16 protein-coding genes are annotated in these 18,506 nt (G+C 53.6%); 5 read left to right on the top strand and 11 right to left on the bottom strand.

Going from position 1 to position 18,506, the window contains the following annotated elements; all coding sequences use genetic code 11:
- Positions 1–107: 107 nt before the first annotated feature.
- From G4V39_RS10045 to G4V39_RS10010, 8 genes are all read right to left on the bottom strand, one after another.
- The gene (locus tag G4V39_RS10045; protein ID WP_166032585.1) at positions 108–1,169 is read right to left on the bottom strand and encodes an IS630 family transposase; all 1,062 of its coding nucleotides are present in this window, start codon (positions 1,167–1,169) and stop codon (positions 108–110) included.
- Between the two features lie 24 nt (positions 1,170–1,193).
- A complete protein-coding gene (locus G4V39_RS10040; RefSeq protein ID WP_166032807.1) occupies positions 1,194–1,310 on the bottom strand; it encodes an NAD-dependent epimerase/dehydratase family protein in 117 nt (38 codons plus the stop codon).
- Positions 1,311–1,319: 9 nt separating this feature from the next.
- Complete coding sequence (locus tag G4V39_RS10035; RefSeq protein ID WP_166032806.1) at positions 1,320–2,471, bottom strand: glycosyltransferase family 1 protein; 1,152 nt, start codon at positions 2,469–2,471, stop codon at positions 1,320–1,322.
- Positions 2,472–2,516: 45 nt separating this feature from the next.
- Positions 2,517–3,659 (bottom strand): glycosyltransferase, encoded by a 1,143-nt coding sequence (locus G4V39_RS10030; RefSeq protein WP_166032805.1) that lies wholly within the window; start codon positions 3,657–3,659, stop codon positions 2,517–2,519.
- A gap of 18 nt (positions 3,660–3,677) precedes the next feature.
- On the bottom strand, positions 3,678–5,591 hold the full coding sequence (gene asnB, locus G4V39_RS10025) for an asparagine synthase (glutamine-hydrolyzing) (protein WP_166032804.1): 1,914 nt from the start codon (positions 5,589–5,591) through the stop codon (positions 3,678–3,680).
- 111 nt (positions 5,592–5,702) lie between these two features.
- On the bottom strand, positions 5,703–6,821 hold the full coding sequence (locus G4V39_RS10020; RefSeq protein ID WP_166032803.1) for a glycosyltransferase: 1,119 nt from the start codon (positions 6,819–6,821) through the stop codon (positions 5,703–5,705).
- A complete protein-coding gene (locus G4V39_RS10015) occupies positions 6,818–8,023 on the bottom strand; it encodes a TIGR03087 family PEP-CTERM/XrtA system glycosyltransferase (RefSeq protein ID WP_166032802.1) in 1,206 nt (401 codons plus the stop codon). The genes G4V39_RS10020 and G4V39_RS10015 overlap by 4 nt, the downstream gene beginning before the upstream one ends.
- Positions 8,020–9,042, bottom strand: a complete 1,023-nt coding sequence (locus G4V39_RS10010; protein WP_166032801.1) for a FemAB family XrtA/PEP-CTERM system-associated protein — start codon at positions 9,040–9,042, stop codon at positions 8,020–8,022. Before G4V39_RS10010 ends, G4V39_RS10015 begins: the two co-directional genes overlap by 4 nt.
- A 303-nt stretch (positions 9,043–9,345) precedes the next feature.
- Here G4V39_RS10010 and thiL point away from each other — a divergent pair, with 303 nt between their 5' ends.
- On the top strand, positions 9,346–10,284 hold the full coding sequence (gene thiL, locus G4V39_RS10005; RefSeq protein WP_166032800.1) for a thiamine-phosphate kinase: 939 nt from the start codon (positions 9,346–9,348) through the stop codon (positions 10,282–10,284).
- Between the two features lie 84 nt (positions 10,285–10,368).
- Here the strand turns inward: thiL and G4V39_RS10000 are convergent, their stop codons facing one another.
- Positions 10,369–10,632 carry a hypothetical protein gene (locus tag G4V39_RS10000; protein ID WP_166032799.1) on the bottom strand — a complete coding sequence of 88 codons (264 nt, stop codon included), beginning with the start codon at positions 10,630–10,632 and terminating at the stop codon, positions 10,369–10,371.
- Positions 10,633–10,653: 21 nt separating this feature from the next.
- The gene (locus G4V39_RS09995; RefSeq protein ID WP_166032798.1) at positions 10,654–11,574 is read right to left on the bottom strand and encodes an N-acyl amino acid synthase FeeM domain-containing protein; all 921 of its coding nucleotides are present in this window, start codon (positions 11,572–11,574) and stop codon (positions 10,654–10,656) included.
- Positions 11,575–11,733: 159 nt separating this feature from the next.
- Between G4V39_RS09995 and G4V39_RS09990 the strand changes: the two genes are divergently transcribed.
- The 4 genes from G4V39_RS09990 to G4V39_RS09975 all read left to right on the top strand — a co-directional run bounded on the left by G4V39_RS09990 (position 11,734) and on the right by G4V39_RS09975 (position 17,389).
- Positions 11,734–12,573, top strand: coding sequence for an outer membrane lipoprotein-sorting protein (locus tag G4V39_RS09990; RefSeq protein WP_166032797.1), 840 nt, complete (start codon positions 11,734–11,736; stop codon positions 12,571–12,573).
- Positions 12,574–12,639: 66 nt separating this feature from the next.
- Positions 12,640–14,004: a DUF1302 family protein gene (locus G4V39_RS09985; RefSeq protein ID WP_166032796.1), complete on the top strand. Its 1,365-nt coding sequence runs from the start codon at positions 12,640–12,642 to the stop codon at positions 14,002–14,004.
- Positions 14,005–14,171: 167 nt separating this feature from the next.
- Positions 14,172–15,119: a ThiF family adenylyltransferase gene (locus G4V39_RS09980; protein ID WP_166032795.1), complete on the top strand. Its 948-nt coding sequence runs from the start codon at positions 14,172–14,174 to the stop codon at positions 15,117–15,119.
- Entirely contained in the window at positions 15,089–17,389 is a 2,301-nt protein-coding gene (locus G4V39_RS09975; protein ID WP_166032794.1) for an efflux RND transporter permease subunit, read from the top strand. The genes G4V39_RS09980 and G4V39_RS09975 overlap by 31 nt, the downstream gene beginning before the upstream one ends.
- A gap of 31 nt (positions 17,390–17,420) precedes the next feature.
- Here G4V39_RS09975 and pepA read toward each other — a convergent pair whose 3' ends face one another.
- Positions 17,421–18,338 carry a flocculation-associated PEP-CTERM protein PepA gene (gene pepA, locus G4V39_RS09970; protein WP_166032793.1) on the bottom strand — a complete coding sequence of 306 codons (918 nt, stop codon included), beginning with the start codon at positions 18,336–18,338 and terminating at the stop codon, positions 17,421–17,423.
- Positions 18,339–18,506: the final 168 nt, after the last annotated feature.

Here is an 18,506-nt window from a genome sequence, read left to right as displayed (position 1 = left end):
TTTTTTATGCGACACCGGAAGACCTTGCATATCAAGGGTTCTAAGACTCATAAAATCGAGTGTTCGATGACCCCATTAATATTAATCAGAGCACAAAATAGTCGACATCAATCTAAGGCATACCTTACCATCGGAGCACGAAAGTAACTCCTCACTATCTCCGGCTGCCTCTGCGTGCTCATAAGATAGCTGCGTACATTACCCTCCATCTCCTCCATGCTCCGCTTCCGGCGCCTCCCCACCGCATTCGTCTTCACATCCTGGTTCAAATACTCATCCGGATTAAGCTCCGGACTGTATCTCGGCAAATAATGCAGTTCCAACTCGTCCTCTTTGCCCTTCAACCACTCCTTAATCCTCTTTGCCCGATGCACACGGTGATTATCCACTATAAGATAAATCTTCCGCCCCTTTTCTCGTGATCTTATCAGCCTTCTTAAAAATTCAAGAAAAACTTCTGTCGTAAATCTCTCCCTAAAAATCATAAACTTAAGCTTCCCCCGGTTGTTGATGGCAGAAATCATATTGAATCGAAATCTCTTGCCGCTCACCTCCACCACCGGTGTCTCTCCCCTCGGCGCCCAACTCCTCCCCGCTTGATGATCTGACCTGATCCCTGTCTCATCTCCCCACCAAATCTCTGCCCCTTCCTCCTTGGCCCTCTTCCTTATCCGGGGATACTCCTTCTCAAGCCAGGCCTTTACTTCCTTCGGATTTCTTTCATAGGCCCGTTTCAAAGGCTTCTGCGGCGTGAAATTCCATCGCCTCAAATACCGGCCCACCGTCCATATCGAAAGCCTTATCCCAAACTTCCTCTCTATCAGTTGCCCCACCGCCTCCCTGGTCCAAAGGGAAAAGGGAAGCTTCAACTGATCAGGACAACGGTCCCGGATGATGCTACAAATGGTAGCTGCTTGCCAGCCCAAAAGTTTTCCTCCCTTAGGACGTCCGCGAGGCTTGATTTTAAGGGCTTCCTCCCCACCTTGGCGATAAAGTTTTAGCCAGTAAGTCACAGTGGTTCTGGCTATTCCCAACATTTGGGCCACTTCTTCCTGGGTTTTTCCTTGTTCCAACACGGCGTGGACGGCTCTAAAACGCAAAGCTTCTTGAGCTTTGGGAGGAAGTTTACGTGCGTCTATTTTGGGAACTTTTGGAGGGCTAGAGTCCATATCCTTGTATACCAGAGATTGGCCCTATTGTCGAGTGTTTTCTGCTCGAATTAATAGTATCTGGTGTCCTTTCCGCCCCAGGAGTTTGACCACGTGAGAACCGATATAACCTGCCCCTCCAGTAACGAGCACCTTGGCCATAATGCCCCCCTACCCCCTCAGACAAATATCCAAAAACTCCCGGGCCTTAAACGACCAATCCTCCGACAGAAGAAGGGACCTCCTGTCACCCTCAGGCCCAAAAACACCGCCGAACAAAAAATCCCTTATCCTCACCAACCACTCCTCCAAATCTCGAGCCACTATAAGATAATCCGCAAACCTTTCTATCTCCCGCAAAGGGGCCCCTATAATCCCACGACCTGAGGCCAGGTATTCCTTAAGCTTGAGAGGATTTATGGTCTGGGTAAATGAATTCACCTCATAAGGAAGGATCAATAAATCCAAAGACTTTAGCACCAGAGGAACCTCCGTGTAGGGAACCGGAGGCACATGGTAAAAGTTGGCATAGTGCTCAAGGGCTAATTCTATCTCGACCCGGCCCACAAAAACAAAACTCACCTCCGGAAGCCTTTGGAGGAGATATTCAATCAGCCTCCAGTTGAGACGGGCGTCGATGAGCCCCACATAACCTACCCTGGGCCTGGAGATAGGGGCCAGGGCGGGATGTTCCCTGCCTTCGGGAATGTCCTCAAAGGCCCGGCAATCTACCCCGTGGGGAAGAAAGTGGGTCGGTTTACCAAGAGACCTTAGTCGCTGAACAAGTTTCTCTGAGGTGGCAATAAAAATGTCGGCTTTGGTTATCAGATCCCTTTCCATCTCAAGCACCAGATCCTTCTCATGCCCTGGCCACTCGGCAAAGTCATCCACGCAGTAATACACCACCCGTCTTTCCCCGAAGGCCCCGACATAATCGCAGGCGTTGGGAACGGTGGTCACCAGAATGGGTGAGGCAAGCTGACGACGGCGGAGCTCCCTATGCACCGCTTTAATCACTGAACGCCGATTAAAGGCCCGCCAGGGCCCCTTGTTATAGGGAAGCATAAAAGGCTGCAGGACAGAAAGGCCGGCTGGAAGCACTTTTGAGGCCCCAGCCGCCTTTGGCCCCCAGAACATTCGAGCAAGTTTCTTTAGCCCCTTGACCATATCGGTCTTGTTGAGACGAGGAAGCCTCATGCCCACCGTATTAACCCAGACCACCGGATAGTCCCGGACGATGTGTCTGAATATGTGCTGACAACTTGATGGATGCTCCCCCCAATCGTCTGAAAAAACTAAAAAAGATGTCTGGTCTCTGGCCATATTATGAAGCGTTGAGCTCCCTTAACAGCCCCATGAGGTAATCCCTCATGGTCTGGATCTCTCCATAACCTCGAGATAAAGATTCTCATACTCCCGGGCCATCCTTTCAGCAGAATAGTATATCCTGATAAATTCCCTGGCCCGCCCTCCCATAAGCCTGGCCTCCTCAGGGTGATGGGCCAGATAGTCTATTCTCCGGGCCAGCGCCTGGGCATCTTGGGCCGGAAAGAGGAGGCCCTGGATGCCATCGTTGGGGATCAGGGCCCGGCAGCCGTCAATATCCGAAGCAATGACCGGCTTGCCCATGGCCATAGCCTCCATGAGGCACCGAGGAATTCCTTCCAGACGGGAAGGAAGGACAAAGAGATCAAATCCCCTTAAGAGCTGAAGACGATCTGCCCGGTAGCCAGTAAAGACTACCCGATCGGAAAGCCCGAGGTCTCTGGCCATCTCCTCAAGCCTTTCCCTGAGGGGCCCGCTTCCAACCACAAAAAGACGAAAGTTTAGCCCCCGAAGGCTAGAGAGGGCCTTAAGGAGAATATCTATCCCTTTGCGATGGATGAGCTGGCCAATGTAACCCAGAATGAAGGCTCCTTCTTCTCTGGCGGCCCTGGTCTCTGGAGCCTCATGCTTTACGGAGTCAACCTCCGAGACATCAACAGCGTTTCTGATGAGCCTCAGCCGGGAAGAAAGACCGGGGATCCGGGCCAGCTCCTGATATATCTCTTCAGAGAGAGGAGCCACCTTATCGACCCCCAGAAAGGTCAATCTGTTCAGAAGCTCGTATATCTTAAGCTTTAAGTCCGGCTCTTTACTCCAACCATGGGGAGTGGCGATCTGGCGGCAGGGAAGGCCACGGAGGGCCAGAAGACCGACAATATCTGGCTTGTAGCCATGCGTGTGAAGAATGTCTATCCTTTGGCGACGGACGAGATCCCTCAGACCCGAGATCGCCCGCAGGTTAAAACGCCCGGGAGCCTCCACAAAGACAGTCTTAAAGCCCAGCCGGGCCGCCTCCCGACAAAGGGGGGCCTCCAGCGAAGGGTCATCCCTGATGACCCCGACAATCGTCTCCACCTTCTGAGGGTCAAGGTACTTTATCAGGGCCAAGATCCATCTCTCCGCCCCGTAAAGACCGGTGGGGCTGCCAAGCTGAAGAACCCGTAGTCTCCTTGAAGCCTTTTCCATCCTTCGGGCCTCTTGTGTTTAAGGCGTCTCAGTCTGAAGACCTTCAGCCCTTAAATAGTGTCTCTCCCAGAGGGAGAACATCAGTAATCCCCAGAGAAAAACGCTGTGATTCTCTCTTCCTGATAAATGACGGCGCCAGAGTTCCTCGACCCTGGGTAGAATCAGATAACCCCAGAGAAGGGAATCGACATCTTCAAAGGTCTTCTCCAGCAGCGGCCTGAGTTCCCCCCTCAACCAGTCGGCCTCAGGGATAGAAAACCCCTGCTTGGGTCTGTTGACCACCGCCGGGGGCAGAACCTCTTCGGCCGCCCGCCGAAGGAGGAGCTTTCCTCTTTTCCCATCAACCCGGAGATCAAGGGGCAAAGTGGCGGCAAACTCCAGGAGACGATGGTCAAGGAGAGGACAGCGCACCTCAAGGGAAACCGCCATACTCATGCGGTCCACTTTGACCAAGACATCCTCGGGAAGATAAAGATGAAGATCCACATATTGACAACGACTTACCGGGTCAAGATGCTCAACCTCCTGATAAATAGGAACCACTATCTCAAAAGGGCTAAAACCAGCCAGTTCTCTGCGGAAGCGCTGGCTATAAATCTGCTGACGAATCTCCTCTGGTAACCAGACCAGGTCTTGATAAAAGGCCCGGGCGTCAGAGACAGCCAGATTCTGAAGAAAGGTCTTAAGACGTAACGGCCGGGGCAGTCTGGCCGAACGGGGGTAAACCCCTCCCAGCAGGGAGAAGGTAAGCCCCCGTAACGGAAGGGGAAGCCAGCTTCGCAGGCGTGACTCCCAGAGATGAGGGAGATAGCGAAAGGTATATCCCCCAAAGCCCTCATCGCCTCCGTCCCCAGAGAGGGCTACGGTGACATTCTTTCTGGCCATAAGGCAGACATAATAGGTGGGAACAGCGCTGGAGTCGGCCAGGGGCTCATCAAAATGCCAGGCTAGCCGGGGAAGAATCTCGGCCACCTGGGGCCTAACAGTAAACTCTCGATGCCTGGTTCCCAGGTGTTCCGCCACCTGCCGGGCCACCGGGAGTTCATTAAGTCGGGGGTCGTCAAAACCAATGGAGTTGGTAAGGACCGGTTCGGAGAGTGCTCTGACCATCATGGCCACCACTAAAGGGGAGTCGATCCCTCCCGAGAGGAAGGCCCCCAGGGGAACCTCACTTATCAGGCGACAGCTGACCGCCTCCCGGAGGAGATCCCAAAATTCAGAAAGGGCCTCAGACGGGCTCCGGCGCTGGGGGTTAAAGTCAATCCTCCAATAGCGGTGGACCTCAAGCCTCCCCTCACTAAGGAGAAGATAGTGGGCAGGGGGAAGCTTTTTAATTTCGTTGAAGATGGTCCGGGGAGAGGGAATATAGCCAAGGCTAAAATAACAATCCAGAGCCAAAGGATTGAGGCGGCGCTCCACCCCGGGGAGTTCAAGGAGGGCCTTAATCTCAGAGGCAAAGGCGAATAAGTTCCCCTTCTGCCAGTAATAAAGAGGCTTCTTCCCCAATCTGTCCCGGGCCATAAAGAGTCTCCGGCGGGATGGATCCCAGATGGCAAAGGCGAACATCCCTCTTAAGCGATGGAGGCAGGCCGGCCCCCACTCAAGATAGGCTCGAAGGATAGTCTCGGTGTCGCTATCGGTCAGAAAACGATGGCCCAGCTCACTCAGCTCCCCTCTCAGCTCCCTGAAGTTGTATATCTCTCCATTGAAGACTATCTGGGCTCCAGAAGCCTCATCGCCCATGGGCTGTCTGCCGCCAGAAAGGTCAATAATGGAAAGACGTCGGTGCCCTAAGGCAGCCAGGTGATCCAGATAAAAGCCCTCCTCATCTGGACCCCGATGCTTGAGAATACGGGCCATCTTCTCCAGAAGCGGTCGGACCTCATCCGGCCTTTGGCCAGCAAAATCCACCCACCCCACTATCCCGCACATAGACAAGATCTCCTGTCACTTTAATTAAGATTTCGTTCCCATTTTTCGCTCGGAAAATGGGAACGAATCCAGTCCCAGGCCAGCCGGAGAAGCTGGCCTTTTCCAAAGGCTCTAGGCCCCAAGCCCTTGATAAAGGGCGCGGTATTTTTCCATCATCGCCCCAAAGGTAAAGTGACGCCTGAAGCGTTCCTGAGCCGCTTGCCCCATCTTACGGGCGATATCCTCCCTTTCGGCCAGAAGGCTGAGAGCGGCAGCCATCTTGACGACATCTGCTGAAGGAACCACCAGACCCGTTTTACCATCGACAACGATCTCCGGGTTTCCTCCCACATCGGTCACCACACAGGGAAGCCCAGCGGCCATGGCCTCAAGGAGGGCCAAAGACGTCCCCTCACTAAAGCTGGAGAGGACAAACATATCGGCCACCTGCAACAGGCGGGTAGCATCTGAGCGATAGCCAGTAAGGACAACCGAGCCTCCAAGCCCCAAACGCTCCTTAAGGGCCTTTATCTCGGCCATCATGGGACCATCGCCTATCAGGAGCCCCTTAAGGGGGGAGCCAGCGGAGCGAGAAAGGGCCAGAGCCTCCAGAAGCAAAGGAAGATTTTTGATGGGATCAAAACGCCCCACCGTAACCAGAACCCGGTCTCCGGGGTAAAAGCCAAGCTCCTGCCTCAGGGCCACCCTCTCCTGAGGAGAAATGACGGAGACCTCCTGGATGCCGTTGTAGATCACCCTGATCCTTGCCGGCGATAATCCCTCATAGCGCACAAGCCGATCCTTTGTCTCCCGAGAGACAGCTACAATCTGATCGGCCAAAGGCTGAAGGACAAACCGATTAAAGATGTTCTTAAGAAGACTTTCTTTCTCGGGCCAGTGGCGTCCATGCTCAAGAAAGACAACCCTGATACCGGGGGCAAGAAGTTTGGTCAGTGCTCCATAGAAAAAGGGAGAATACTGGTGAGCGTGGAGGACATCCACCTGGTGGGCCCGAAGAATCCGGGCCAGGGCAAAGGGCAGAGAAAGGTCTACCCCCGGGCTGCGAAAGAGCACATAGACCGGGACTCCTTCTTCCCGAAGCCTCTCTCCCCAATGACCCAGAGAATCCAGACAGCAGACCATCACCTCATGATCTCGCCTGAGATCAAGGCACATTCGGTAGACCAGGTGCTCCGTGCCTCCGGGCTCAAGACTTAAGACCAGATGACAGATGACCATTTTTCGCTTCACCGGGGCAAAAACTCCTTAAGGACTTGAAAACTTCGCTCCCAAGAATATTCCTGCTCTACCTGGCTGCGGGCGGCCCGAGCAATGGCCCTGGCCAGGTCAGGATCTTTAAGAAGCCGGATCACGGCCCGGGCAAAATCCCCGGCCGAATCGGCCACCAGGAGATCTCGTCCGGCCTCGGCCCGAATCCCCTCGAAGGCCTCGTAAGTAGCCACCACCGGTCTTCCCATGGCCATGGCCTCAAGGACTTTATTCTGAACCCCTCGGGCCAGCCTTAAGGGGGCCACGCAGACATCGGCCAGGGCAATATAATCCCGAGAATCAGAAACCCACCCGGTGACGACAACCCCGGGGGTTTCAGCAAGGGCCTTCACCTCTTTGGCCGGATCCTTACCAACGATGTAGAAAGAGACGCCAGGGAAGGCCGCCTTTACGATAGGAAAAACTTCCCTGGTGAACCAGACCACGGCCTCGACATTGGGCCAGTAATCCATGGCCCCGGTAAAGACCAAAACAGGGCCTTCTTTGGAGAGCGGGCTCCGGTACCCGGGATGAAAGCGGATCAAATCAACCCCATTTTCTACCACCGCTACCGAACCAGAGGAAACGCATTGCCGAAAGAGCGAGGCCTCGGCCTCGGTAACCAGAAAGAGATGATCAAAGAAACGGGCTATTCTTCCCTCGTAGGCTCTAAGCCTTTTGGCCTCCAAGGAGTAGATCCAGGCCATAGGAGGGGGCACCCTCCGGGAGAGCCGATCCCATTTGTCTGAATCAACATCCATGAAATCCATCAGAAGCCGGGGTTTGGGCCGCTGCTCAAGCAGGCCCTGGGCCCGGAAAAGATATTCGGCCGTAGGTGAACAGGAGCAAAAGATAAGGCCAATGTCGGCCTCCTTTAAAAGATGGCGCAAAGGCACCTCCAGAGGCCGATCATAGAAATAGGCCACTGAGAGAGGACGACCATCCAGGATGGCCTTGAAACAGCGACTTTTCCGCTTTGAGCGCGGCAGAAAATGATAATGAAGCCCTTTAAGAGGGAGATCAACAGCTTTGAGGGCCTCCAGGTCGCGCTCTTCGTCTATGTGGCAGAAGAGGTGAGTAGGATACCTTTGGGAGATGAATTTAAGAAAGTGATAGGCCCGAATTTTTTCTCCTTTGTTGGGAGGGAAAGGAATACGATGGGCGATATAGATGGCTTGGCTCATAGGGATATATACTTCCTCAGCCGGGGGCCAATTTTATTGACCAGCCCCGCGGGAAGATGACGCCAGAGGTCCTCCACCAGAGGTCTGAGCCTTGAGGCGCTCTGTCTTCCAGCCCTTGGGGCCGGAATATCATACCAGAAAAGGGGCTGTGGCCGGGCTCCCCACTGGGTCTTAAAACGATAAGTCCCGCTTCCAGGGCTCGAACGTCCGAAGTCAAAGACGAGAAAGTCATTGTCGGCAGCAAAGGCCAGAAAACTCCAGTAAAGAAGCATATTGGGGCTGATCCTCTTGTAGGCCCTTAGGGAGGAGGCCCAGGGAATAGTCACCGTTTGGCCGGCAAGAAGAATAATCCCGGCCGCCAGGGGTTTCTCTTTTAGATAGACTACCCCTACCCGGGCCCTTTCCCCCATTCGTAGAACCAGAGCCTCAAACCAAGTCTGGGCATGGGGAGGGGAGCCGAGAAAATGCATATTTTCACAGTAGATCTGATAGAAATGATTAAGCAGCTCCGCCCCTCCAAGACGCGGCTCACAGCCTTCCTTTACCGGACGCCTGACCTGACTTCGGACCTTCGATTTAAGGGCCTTAAAGAGGGCCTCCGAGCCCGAAGGAAGATCCAGCAGGAGTCTCACTTTGGCTGTGTTAGCCGGAAGTTCACTCTCCGGAAGAGGTTCTCTGGATCGGATCTTAAGAACGGAAGCTCCCAGTTTATCTTTAAGCTCCCTGGCAGCGGAAAGAAGGGCCCTGGTTGCCTCTTCTGAACTGGCAAGGGGCCCGCCATAATCACAGAAAGGAAGAGAAACGAGAGCCTTACGCCCCAAGGGAAGAGAAAATAAGACCAGGGGAAGGACGCCAAGGATTCTCCCCTTCTCTTCGGCCAAAAGGTAATGGGCCTTGTGTCCGTAAGCGACCTCAATGGCCTCTCCCCAGGCCCAAAGGAGGTAAGGACCTCCATCAAAGGACTCCACAAAGGCATCCCAACGAGGTTGATCCTCTTTGCAGGCTGGTCTGATATCCATAGCTGGCCAAAAGCCTAAACGTTTTTTATCACCTAATCGACCTTTTTCTAAAAAAGTTTTCCACAGACAGGTCAATGTCGTTTTTTATACTGCCGGGACGGTGAATAATCATTATCTTTGCCCGGAGGCCCTGGCCCCATAAGATTGTATCTTTTGAAACCCTAGAGCCACTTGTAAGATTCAGAAGAGATTACAGGCCCCATTTTTGAGAAAATAAGGGCAGAATCTTGAGCTCTAAACCTTAAGAGGATTGACATTTTGGCCCCCAAACAGATGAAAAAAGGCCAGCAAAAAAGAGCCGGCATGACCGAAGCTGACCTGATCCGCCTGTTTGTCTCCCCCTTTCTTCCGGATGAGGTCTTAAAGGGCGTGGGGGATGATTGTGCCGTAGTCAAGGTGGGTCAGGAATCATTGCTTATTACCACAGACACCATGTTGGAGGGTATCCACTTTGATCTGGGTTATTTTGATCCTTACCATCTGGGGCGGAAGCTGGCCGCTGTTAACCTGAGCGATATTGCCGCGATGGGAGGAAGGCCGCTTTTTGCTACCCTAAACCTGGAGTGGCCTCCCAGCCGAGGGCTAAAAGAGGCCAGAGACCTCTCTAGTGGCCTTCTCTCCCGGCTAAGCGAGGCCGAAGTGGCCCTGGTGGGTGGAGATACAGTCAAGGCCCCCAGAATCGGCCTCACCCTGACCATCATCGGCCGGCCCGAAGGGCAAGGGCCAATCTATCGCCAGGGGGCCCGTCCTGGAGACATTATCTATGTCTCTGGTCCTCTGGGGGCCTCGGGGGCGGCCCTTGAACTCCTAAGGAAGGGAATCCGTCCCCCAGAGCCTCTCCTGAGAGCCCATCTTGACCCTCAGCCGGAGCTAAACCTCGGCCAGCAACTGGCCAGAGACGGTCTGGCCACGGCCATGATCGATATCTCCGATGGCCTGGGGATAGACCTCTTCCGGCTCTGTCAGGCCAGCGGCGTGGGGGCCGAAATCCATGCCTCCTTTATTCCCTACCCTGAAGAGCTCGATCTTCTGCCCCTAGAAAACCCCCCTCTTTTTTACATTTTGGCCGGAGGGGAGGACTATCGGCTCCTCTTCACGGCTAAAGAAGAAAGGGGGGCCGAGGTTCAGGGGCTGGGGGCCTACCCCATAGGAAGGATCGTCTCCGGAGACCATCCTGTTCTTATCGACGAAAAGGGAAGGCGGCGGAACATAAGTTTCGCCGGATATGATCATTTCCGATAGATAAGCTCTAACAGAGGGCCAAACAAAAAGATAAAAAAACGCGGCAGACTGGTCGTCTGTCGCGTGTTTGAAGAAAAGGATTCTTCAGGGAAGGATAACCACGTGCCCTCTCACCAAAGCCTGAAAAAGAGACCAATTGAGCACTATCATGGAGATTATTCCCGCCTCCACAATGGTGTAAATGAGGCGACAGATTCGGGCTGTGTCTCTCTTGCCCCTTATCCGCAAAACCTCACACCGAAGATTAAAGTGGATGTGGAGCAGAACCATAAGGACCACAAACAGGGCCCCAAAGACAAAACCTCTTACGGCCTCTATGGGGGTAAAGACTCCGGGAAAATCAAGCATCCCATCGTCACCTCCTTTGAATTAATGTAGGTAAGGCCCTACAGTTGGTATCTGCTGGTATTTTCTCCTCGGACGCTCTATCTCCCTGAGTCGGGGGAAGATCTTCTGTAGGTATTCTCGAACACCTTTGTCAAAGCGCCAGTAAAAGTCGGTGAGCTTAAGATAGAAATACTCAAAGGTCTTCCAGTCCATCCCCCGGGAGCTCTGGACAAGTTCCTTCTCTCCCTTCCGGCAGGCAGTAAAGAAGGTGTAAAGGTCACATTCTGGTGAGGCATTGGCGTATTCCTTTTGGTATCTTTTCGGAGCTTCCCTGAGATCAAGGTGCTCCAGTATGGCCAGGGCATCATTGAAAACGGGATGTGGTGCCGGATCACCAAGACGTTCAAAAAGAAGAATTCGTTCATAAAAAAGGCTGTGTTTATAGTGTACGGAGACCACCAGATCGTCCACTTCCTGCCAGAAGGCGTACTTAACAAGAAGCCTCAGAACATGAAGAAGACCATTTCGGCCTTCTATGTTGGGGATGGCCGCCAGAGATGAGAATTCCGCAATCTTGCGGCCTTTGGCCCGGAGCTTATCTATCTGGGCCTTGTAGGGTAAGATCTTATCGCTGGGAACGCCCAGAGGGGAATCAATAATCAGCGTGGCCGTGCTCAGAGGGCGTCCCTCCGTATCGTAGGCCACACAGACCCTGGTGTAAGGCAGGGCATGGAAGGGAGTAATCCAGAGCCCGGAGGGCTGAGGATCGATCATCCCCACATCCACATATCTTTTGTGGACTAGGGCAAAGGCATCCTGCCAGGTTTGCGGATCTTGGGCCAGTTTTACCTGGATCGGCTCTCTAAGGCCATTGACCATCCGTGACTTCCGGATTCTCCTTATGGACCACGGCTCCTTGAGCCGATATCTTTTGTCGTCCTGTTGGATATAATTCTTGAGCATTTTGGACGCCTCCTAAGAAGTTTTTGGCATTTTCTTCGCTTATTAGAGCTTTGCAAATTAGAGACCAGATTAGGTTACAATTAATTATCAAGTTAAGGTTTTCTAATAGATGCTATTTGAGCAGAAAACAAGAAAAAATAGTCCAAGGGGTTAAAAGACATGAACATCAAGCTCCGTCTATCTTCCGTAGCCAAAGGGGCCTTTGTGGGGCTTCTCTGCTTTTTGGGTCTTTCCTTCCTTCTGCTCCCCTCACCGGCCCGGGCCAGAGAGCCAAAAAATGGCTATGAACTGGCAAAATTTGTCTATGACCGTAATGTGGGTGAGGACTCCGAGGCCTGGGCTACCATGAGCCTGGTTGATCGGCGGGGCAAAGAAAGAAAGCGTCAGATGTATATAGCTACCAGAGATGAAGGGAAGATCCTTAAGACCCTTATTGTATTCCTTTCGCCCAAGGACATTGCCGGGACAGGTTTTCTCTCTCTGGCCAAAGACAACGGTCAGGAGGAACAATTCCTTTATTTACCGGCCTTAAGGAGATCCCGCAGGATCGCCGGATCTTTCAGGTTCCAGCGCTTCGTGGGCTCTGACTTCACCTATGAAGACATGGAGCGCCACCATCCAGACCGCTATGAGCACCAAATCTTGGGGAAAGACACCTATCTCAAGGCCTCCTGCTGGATCCTGGAGAGCCGCCCTAAAAAGAAAAAAGATTCCAAATATAGCCGGTTCGTGCAGTGGATAACTCAGGAAGGTTTCCTGCCCGTCCGGGTGGAATACTACGACAAAAAGGGCCGCCTCTGGAAGGTCTACGAAGCTCTAAGCTTTGAAGAAATACAGGGAATCTGGACGGTCCTTAAGGCCGAGATGAAAGATCTTAAAAAAGACCACCGCACCCTAATAGAAGTGGAGAAAATACGCTACAACGTGGGCCTTAAGAGCAATCTCTTCTCCGTTCGCTCCCTAGAAATGGGGCTTAAACTGGTAAAAAGACGCCCCTAGGGACATGGCCTTTCAAAGTCGCCCTAAAAGTGCTACAAGGCGCTAAAAGCGCGGGAGGTTGGGGCGGTGAGGTTGATTTTACTCTTTATTGTGGTCATAGGCCCGTTTTTATCCGGCACCAGCCTGGCCTTTGAATCTCCGGTTGATACCAAGGCCACCCTATGGATGCGCACAGGCTGGGATCTTAGCCACGATCGCACCCTAGAAGACCGGGCCTCAGAGCGAGAGATAGCCACCTTGGAACTCTTCTGGCCGGGCAAGGGGCCGTTTTTTGGAAAAGTCTCTCTGAGGTTTGATCGGCTCTCCTTCCATGACAACTCCGAGCAAGAGACAGACTACTGGGTCTGGGAGACCTACCTTGGCCTTCAGACCAACAACTGGGAGGTCCGGGTAGGCAAGCAGTTCGTTCGCTGGGGCAAGGCCGATGAGATAAGTCTCCTGGACAATGTCAACCCCCAGGATCTCCGTCAGCTCATGTATCTCCGTCTTGAGGAGAGAAAGCGCCCCAGCTTTTTGATCCTCTGCCGCCGTTATCTAGGAAACTTTACCCTGGAAGCCCTCTTCTCCCCCACAGATGAGGCCCACGAAAGAGATCATTTCGGGACAGACTGGGCCAACTTTGATCACCTCAAAGAGGCTATAGCCCGAAACCCCCAGGTTCCGGCCACCCTTAAGGCCTGGGGAGCCGGACTCTCGGCCCAAGAAGAAGATTACGGCTGGAGCCTTAGACGCTCAGAGTGGGGAGTGAAACTCAGCGGTACAGTGGCCCAGATAGACTTTGGCCTGAGCTATCTAGAGGCCCATAGCCGTTCACCCTATCCTTTTGTAAAGTATTTTCCCATCAAGGGATTTCGCCTCACCAGCCCCACCGCTCCCCTGGCGGATCTTCTCTCCCAGATGGCTTCCATAAGCATAAGCGGCCAGACCATTCTCATCGGTCGGCCTCGCAATCGCTTTCTGGGCTTTGAGTTTGAGACCACCCGCGGAGACTACGGTCTAAGAGGAGAGTTCCTTTATCAAACCGACCGGGTCCTCCTTCGGGAGGATCTTACTGGTATCAGGAAGCCATCCTGGGGCTATATCCTGGGAGTAGATCGAACCTGGCCTGGAGGTCTATACCTTAACCTCCAATTTCTTCAGCAGAGAATCCTGGCCTGGTCCGAAGGAATCCTCTTTGAGCCCAAGCTGGACAGCTCCATCTTTTTTCGCCTCTCCTGGCCCGCCTTAGAAGACCGTCTGGAGACCCGTCTTGATGCCAGTTACGGCCTTACCACCCGCATGTGGTATCTCAACCCGGAGATCATCTATCAGGTAAGAGACAACATCCATCTTTTCTTGGGCTTCCATTTTATTGACGGGCCATCAGACACCTTTCTTGATCTTTACGACAACAACGACGACTTCTACGTGGGCCTAAAAGTCATCCTTTAGGGTAGAACCATTAATGGGTCATCAAAGAATGATAGAGTCGATATCCTTTGAACGTCTCGTCTAAAGTTTTTAGAGGCTCAAAAAAATCTGGGGCCATCCGATAAATCTAGAGGGAAGGTTTCCCAAACTTTTTATAAAAGCCCAGGTCTTTTTCAGCAGCCCAAAAGATGGACAACGATTTTCTTTTAGAAAACCTTAAAAACTTTGGCATAGAAAACCGCAAGGGCTTCTGGGAGGTGGCCTTCTCTCGCTGTCTGGGGCTTTTGACCCCGGAGGAGCTGGCCCGCCTCCGGGAGACCACGGTGGCCATCCCGGGGCTGGGAGGAGTGGGCGGAGGGCATCTTATCGCCCTGGTTCGCAGCGGAGTGGGCAGTTTCAAGCTGGCCGACCTGGATACCTTCGAGCCCCATAACATCAACCGCCAGTATGGGGCCAAGGCGGCCACCGCCGGCCGGGAGAAACTTGAGGTTATGGTAGAAGAGGCCCTAAGTATCAATCCCTACCTTCGCATAGAACGCTTCCCCAAAGGAGTAAGCGAAGAGAACCTGGATGAGTTTCTAAGCGGAGTCAGCGTAATCATCGACGGCATTGATTTTTTCAGTTTTGATCTCCGTCGGGCCCTTTATCGGGCGGCCAAAGAAAAGGGGATACCGGTCATCACTGCCGCCCCCCTTGGCTTTAGCTGCGCCATCTTAGTCTTTGCCCCGGATAGGGGGCTTGATTTTGATCGTTACTTTGGGGTGCGAGAGGGAATGAGTGAGCTTGAAAAACTGGCGGCCTTTGCCGTGGGTCTGGCCCCCTGGCCTACCCACTTAAAATATATGGATCTTTCCTACGTGGATATCGCCGCCCAGCGCGGTCCCTCAAGCGGCATTGCCTGTCTGCTCTGTAGCGCCATGGCGGCGATGGAGTGCATACGCATCATCCTCGGCCGCCCGGGTCTAAAACCGACTCCCTGGTTCCACCAGCTTGATCTCTACCGCATGAAGCTTCGCCGAGGCTATCTTCCCCTTGGCAACCGCAATCCCATCCAGCGGTTGATGATTCGACTCCTTATACGGCGCTTTAAAAAGGCCCTCGAATCATGTCCTCAAAAGGCTTTTACTACCAGCTAATCTCTCAAAGGCGGCCTCTCCTGGCTCTAGCTCTGGCCGTGATCACCCTGGCGGCTGGGTACTTTTATCTCACTTTACCGGTAGTCACCTCCACAGAGGCCATTGTCCCCAAAGATGAAAAGCGCCTCTTCTATGAAGAATTTCGCCAGGTCTTCGGCGCCGATGACGCCCTGGGAATAGCCTTTAAAAGCGAAAGGCTCTTCTCTCCGGAAACCCTGGCCTTTATCAGAGACCTCACCGAGGCCCTGGAGGAGATCCCCGAGGTAGAAGATGTCCTTAGCCTGACCAATGTGGAAGATATTCGTGGGGGCCAGGGGGTATTCATCGTCGAACCCCTGGTGGGAGAAGAAATCCCCACCTCTGCCCAAAGGCTGGCCTGGATTAAAGAGCGGGCCCTCTCCAACCCCCTTATCCGGGGAAACCTGATCTCCACTGATGGCCAGGCCACCATGATCCTGGTTCGTCCGGCCTTCCACGGTGAAGACGAAGACCTCGAGGCCAGGCTTCTTGAGGCGGTGGAGAAAAAGATCAAGGAAATAAGGGCCAGGTTTCCCGGGGCCCCTCGTCTTCATCTTGCCGGATGGCCGGTTATAGATGTCAAGATGGCCGCCTACATGAACAGCGACCTGGCCGTCTTTATCCCCCTGACTTATGTCCTCATGGCCCTTCTCCTCTATCTCTTCTTGCGCCGGATACGGGCGGTGGTCGGGATTCTGGCTGTTATGACCCTTTCTCTTATCTGGACAATGGCCGCCCTTAACCTGGTCGGGGGCGCCATGAGCCCCATGACGGCTATCCTTTCTCCTCTTATCATGGCCCTTTCTTTGGCCGACGGGGTCCACCTGACCAGCCGTTTCTATCTGGAGCTCGACCGCCCCGGGGCCAAACCCCAGAAAAACTTCTCCGCTCTGGTGATTAAGGCCGTAGGTGAATCCTGGAGACCATGTCTTCTTACCAGTTTGACCACCGCGGCTGGATTTCTCTCTCTGGTGACGAGCCGCATCCCGGCTATCAGACACTTTGGGCTGGCGGCCGCGGCGGGAATGATCATCGAGTTCATCCTCACCTTTACGTTGCTGGCCATGCTTCTGCCCTGGCTGGGCCAGGAGGCGGCCCGGGGCAATAGCCCGGTGAGAGAGTCGGCCCTGGTCTCTGCCTCCCAAAAGTTAACCAGGCTAGCCGTAACCCGGGGGAGGTGGATCATCCTCTTCACCCTGGCTGTGGTTTTAATCTCTCTCTGGGGGGCCTCGCAGATCCGTACAGAGACCAATCTGCTGGAGTTCTTCCGGGAAAAAAGCCCCATACGGGTGGCGGCTAGGTTCGTGGATCAGAATCTGGGTGGCTCCGAAACCCTGGAGATCTCTATCCGGGCCAAAGAGCCCGAGGCCTTTCTGGACCCAGAGAATCTAAGGTTCCTGGAAGAGATCGCCGCCTTCCTCAAGAATCGGCCGGCCTTCAGCAAGGTCGTAGGGCCTCATGATTTTCTCAAACAGATGAACCAGGCCTTCCACGAAGATGACCCTCGATTCTACAGGCTTCCCCACAGTCGAGAGCTCCTGGCCCAGTACCTTCTTCTTTACAGCGGCACGGAACTCAGCCACTTTCTGGACGAAGATCGAAGCTGGGCCCGCCTCTCGGCTCGAACAGTAGTCCACAATTCATCGGCCCTAGAAGAGGAGATCGAAGACCTTACCGAATTCATCCACCGTCTGGAGCCGGAAAAGCGGGGGCTCGAGGTCCGAATAACCGGAAAGACCTACCTCAATACGCAGGTTATTAAGGACATCGTCTCCTCTCAGGTTCAAAGCCTCACCATGGCCGGGGGGATCGTTTTCGCCTTTATATTTCTGGCCCTGCGCTCCCTGACGCTCGGGCTGGTGGCCATGGTCCCTAACTTTCTTCCTCTTGTCACCAATTTTGGTCTCATGGGCTGGGCCGGAATCCCCCTTAACACCTCAACGGCCACCATCTCCGCCGTGGCCATCGGGATTGTGGTGGATGATACCATCCACTTCTTAAATCAATATCAAATGCTTCGCCGGGCGGGCCTCTCGGTGGATCAGGCCATTTTGGGAACCCTGATCGTAAAAGGAGGGGCGGTGACGGTTACCTCCGTTATCCTCATTGTGGCCTTCGGCATCCTGGTAACCTCCAGGTTTGTTCCCACCGTTCAGTTTGGGTTCCTCTCGGCCATGATCATGTTAGTCGCCCTTTTAGGGGATATCTTTTTGCTCCCGGCCATCCTGGCCCAAAAGAAAAAGGGGGGCTGAGCCCCCCTTTTTAAAAGAAAAAACTTAAAGATTACTTGCGGCTCCGGCGCCTAGCGCCAAGACCGCCCATAACCAGACCGGTGCCCACCAGAAGAAGGGTGGCCGGCTCAGGCACGGCATGAAGCTGGAAGGAACCAGTTCCAGAACCTTTAAGATAAGTCAGGTTGTCGTTATCGTTCTCACCATACCAAATAAGGTTCCCGGAGGCCCCAGCCTCGGTGGCAATAGAGAGGAGCCACTGTTTGCCCACCAGATCCTGGAGGTCATAGGTGGCGCTTCCCAGCACCGGGGCCGGAAGGCTGCTATCTACTTGGGTAATCTTAAGAAGAAGATTTACGTTTCGGCTGAGGGTCTGACCAGTAGCCACATAAACGGTAGCCGTACCCGTGCTCATAGGGCCGGGGATAACGGTACCCGTGATGACGATATCCCCATCGTCAAAACCAGTATCATCACCAGGGCCGATATCCGAGCCGAAAGAGGCATCCGGGGTGGTGTCAAAATACATGGTAAAGGTACCGGCCGTGTACCTGGCCGAGGCTATTGTATTGCCGTTGGTATCTATGTAGAGATCCACCACCTCACCGGTAAGACCAGTCCAGGTAACTGTCATCTCCCAGGAGCTGCTCGAATCACCGGCGCCAAGCCTCATGTCTTCGTCATCGGTATCAAGATAGGTGGAACCACTGCGCAGGTGATTCACAATCACATTGCCATAATCAATAAAGGTGGTTCCGATACCAATGCCCGCCCGATTCTCCACCGGATATACAGACTGGGCATTGTCCTCAAACATAAAGGTATCAAAATAGCCGGTTACCGTGTCTCCATCGCCGTCGTAATCCACCCCGGTATCTACAAAAAGATCCGTTATCCAGACGGCCTTGGCGCTTCCGGCCCAGCCAAGAAGAAGCGCACAGACAAGAAAGATAAACACCCTACTTTTCATAAAAACCTCCTTACTTAGATTTTGATATAAGTCACTCTGGTCTCAACCCTTTTTGCCTCCCCCTTACCCCATTTACCACCCCCCTTAAGCCCCCGACTTCAATATCCCCCTATAAAGCAAAGAGAGTGCCAAAGAAGACGGCCATTTTGGCCGCTTTTTGGCGGCCAA

It is taken from the genome of Thermosulfuriphilus ammonigenes (assembly GCF_011207455.1).
GTDB classification, from domain to species: domain Bacteria; phylum Desulfobacterota; class Thermodesulfobacteria; order Thermodesulfobacteriales; family ST65; genus Thermosulfuriphilus; species Thermosulfuriphilus ammonigenes.
Note: the sequence above shows the minus strand (reverse complement) of the source record. Positions and strands in the feature narration are given on the sequence as shown.

What these genes read in the sequence shown, in the direction of transcription:
- G4V39_RS10045 (WP_166032585.1), bottom strand. Translation starts at nt 1,169, where the DNA reads ATGGACTCTAGCCCTCCAAAAGTTCCCAAAATAGACGCACGTAAACTT.
- G4V39_RS09980 (WP_166032795.1), top strand. Translation starts at nt 14,172, where the DNA reads ATGGACAACGATTTTCTTTTAGAAAACCTTAAAAACTTTGGCATAGAA.
- G4V39_RS09995 (WP_166032798.1), bottom strand. Translation starts at nt 11,574, where the DNA reads ATGCTCAAGAATTATATCCAACAGGACGACAAAAGATATCGGCTCAAG.
- G4V39_RS10015 (WP_166032802.1), bottom strand. Translation starts at nt 8,023, where the DNA reads ATGAGCCAAGCCATCTATATCGCCCATCGTATTCCTTTCCCTCCCAAC.
- pepA (WP_166032793.1), bottom strand. Translation starts at nt 18,338, where the DNA reads ATGAAAAGTAGGGTGTTTATCTTTCTTGTCTGTGCGCTTCTTCTTGGC.
- asnB (WP_166032804.1), bottom strand. Translation starts at nt 5,591, where the DNA reads ATGTGCGGGATAGTGGGGTGGGTGGATTTTGCTGGCCAAAGGCCGGAT.
- G4V39_RS09990 (WP_166032797.1), top strand. Translation starts at nt 11,734, where the DNA reads ATGAACATCAAGCTCCGTCTATCTTCCGTAGCCAAAGGGGCCTTTGTG.
- G4V39_RS09975 (WP_166032794.1), top strand. Translation starts at nt 15,089, where the DNA reads ATGTCCTCAAAAGGCTTTTACTACCAGCTAATCTCTCAAAGGCGGCCT.
- G4V39_RS10000 (WP_166032799.1), bottom strand. Translation starts at nt 10,632, where the DNA reads ATGCTTGATTTTCCCGGAGTCTTTACCCCCATAGAGGCCGTAAGAGGT.
- G4V39_RS10035 (WP_166032806.1), bottom strand. Translation starts at nt 2,471, where the DNA reads ATGGCCAGAGACCAGACATCTTTTTTAGTTTTTTCAGACGATTGGGGG.
- G4V39_RS10030 (WP_166032805.1), bottom strand. Translation starts at nt 3,659, where the DNA reads ATGGAAAAGGCTTCAAGGAGACTACGGGTTCTTCAGCTTGGCAGCCCC.
- thiL (WP_166032800.1), top strand. Translation starts at nt 9,346, where the DNA reads ATGACCGAAGCTGACCTGATCCGCCTGTTTGTCTCCCCCTTTCTTCCG.
- G4V39_RS10040 (WP_166032807.1), bottom strand. Translation starts at nt 1,310, where the DNA reads ATGGCCAAGGTGCTCGTTACTGGAGGGGCAGGTTATATCGGTTCTCAC.
- G4V39_RS10010 (WP_166032801.1), bottom strand. Translation starts at nt 9,042, where the DNA reads ATGGATATCAGACCAGCCTGCAAAGAGGATCAACCTCGTTGGGATGCC.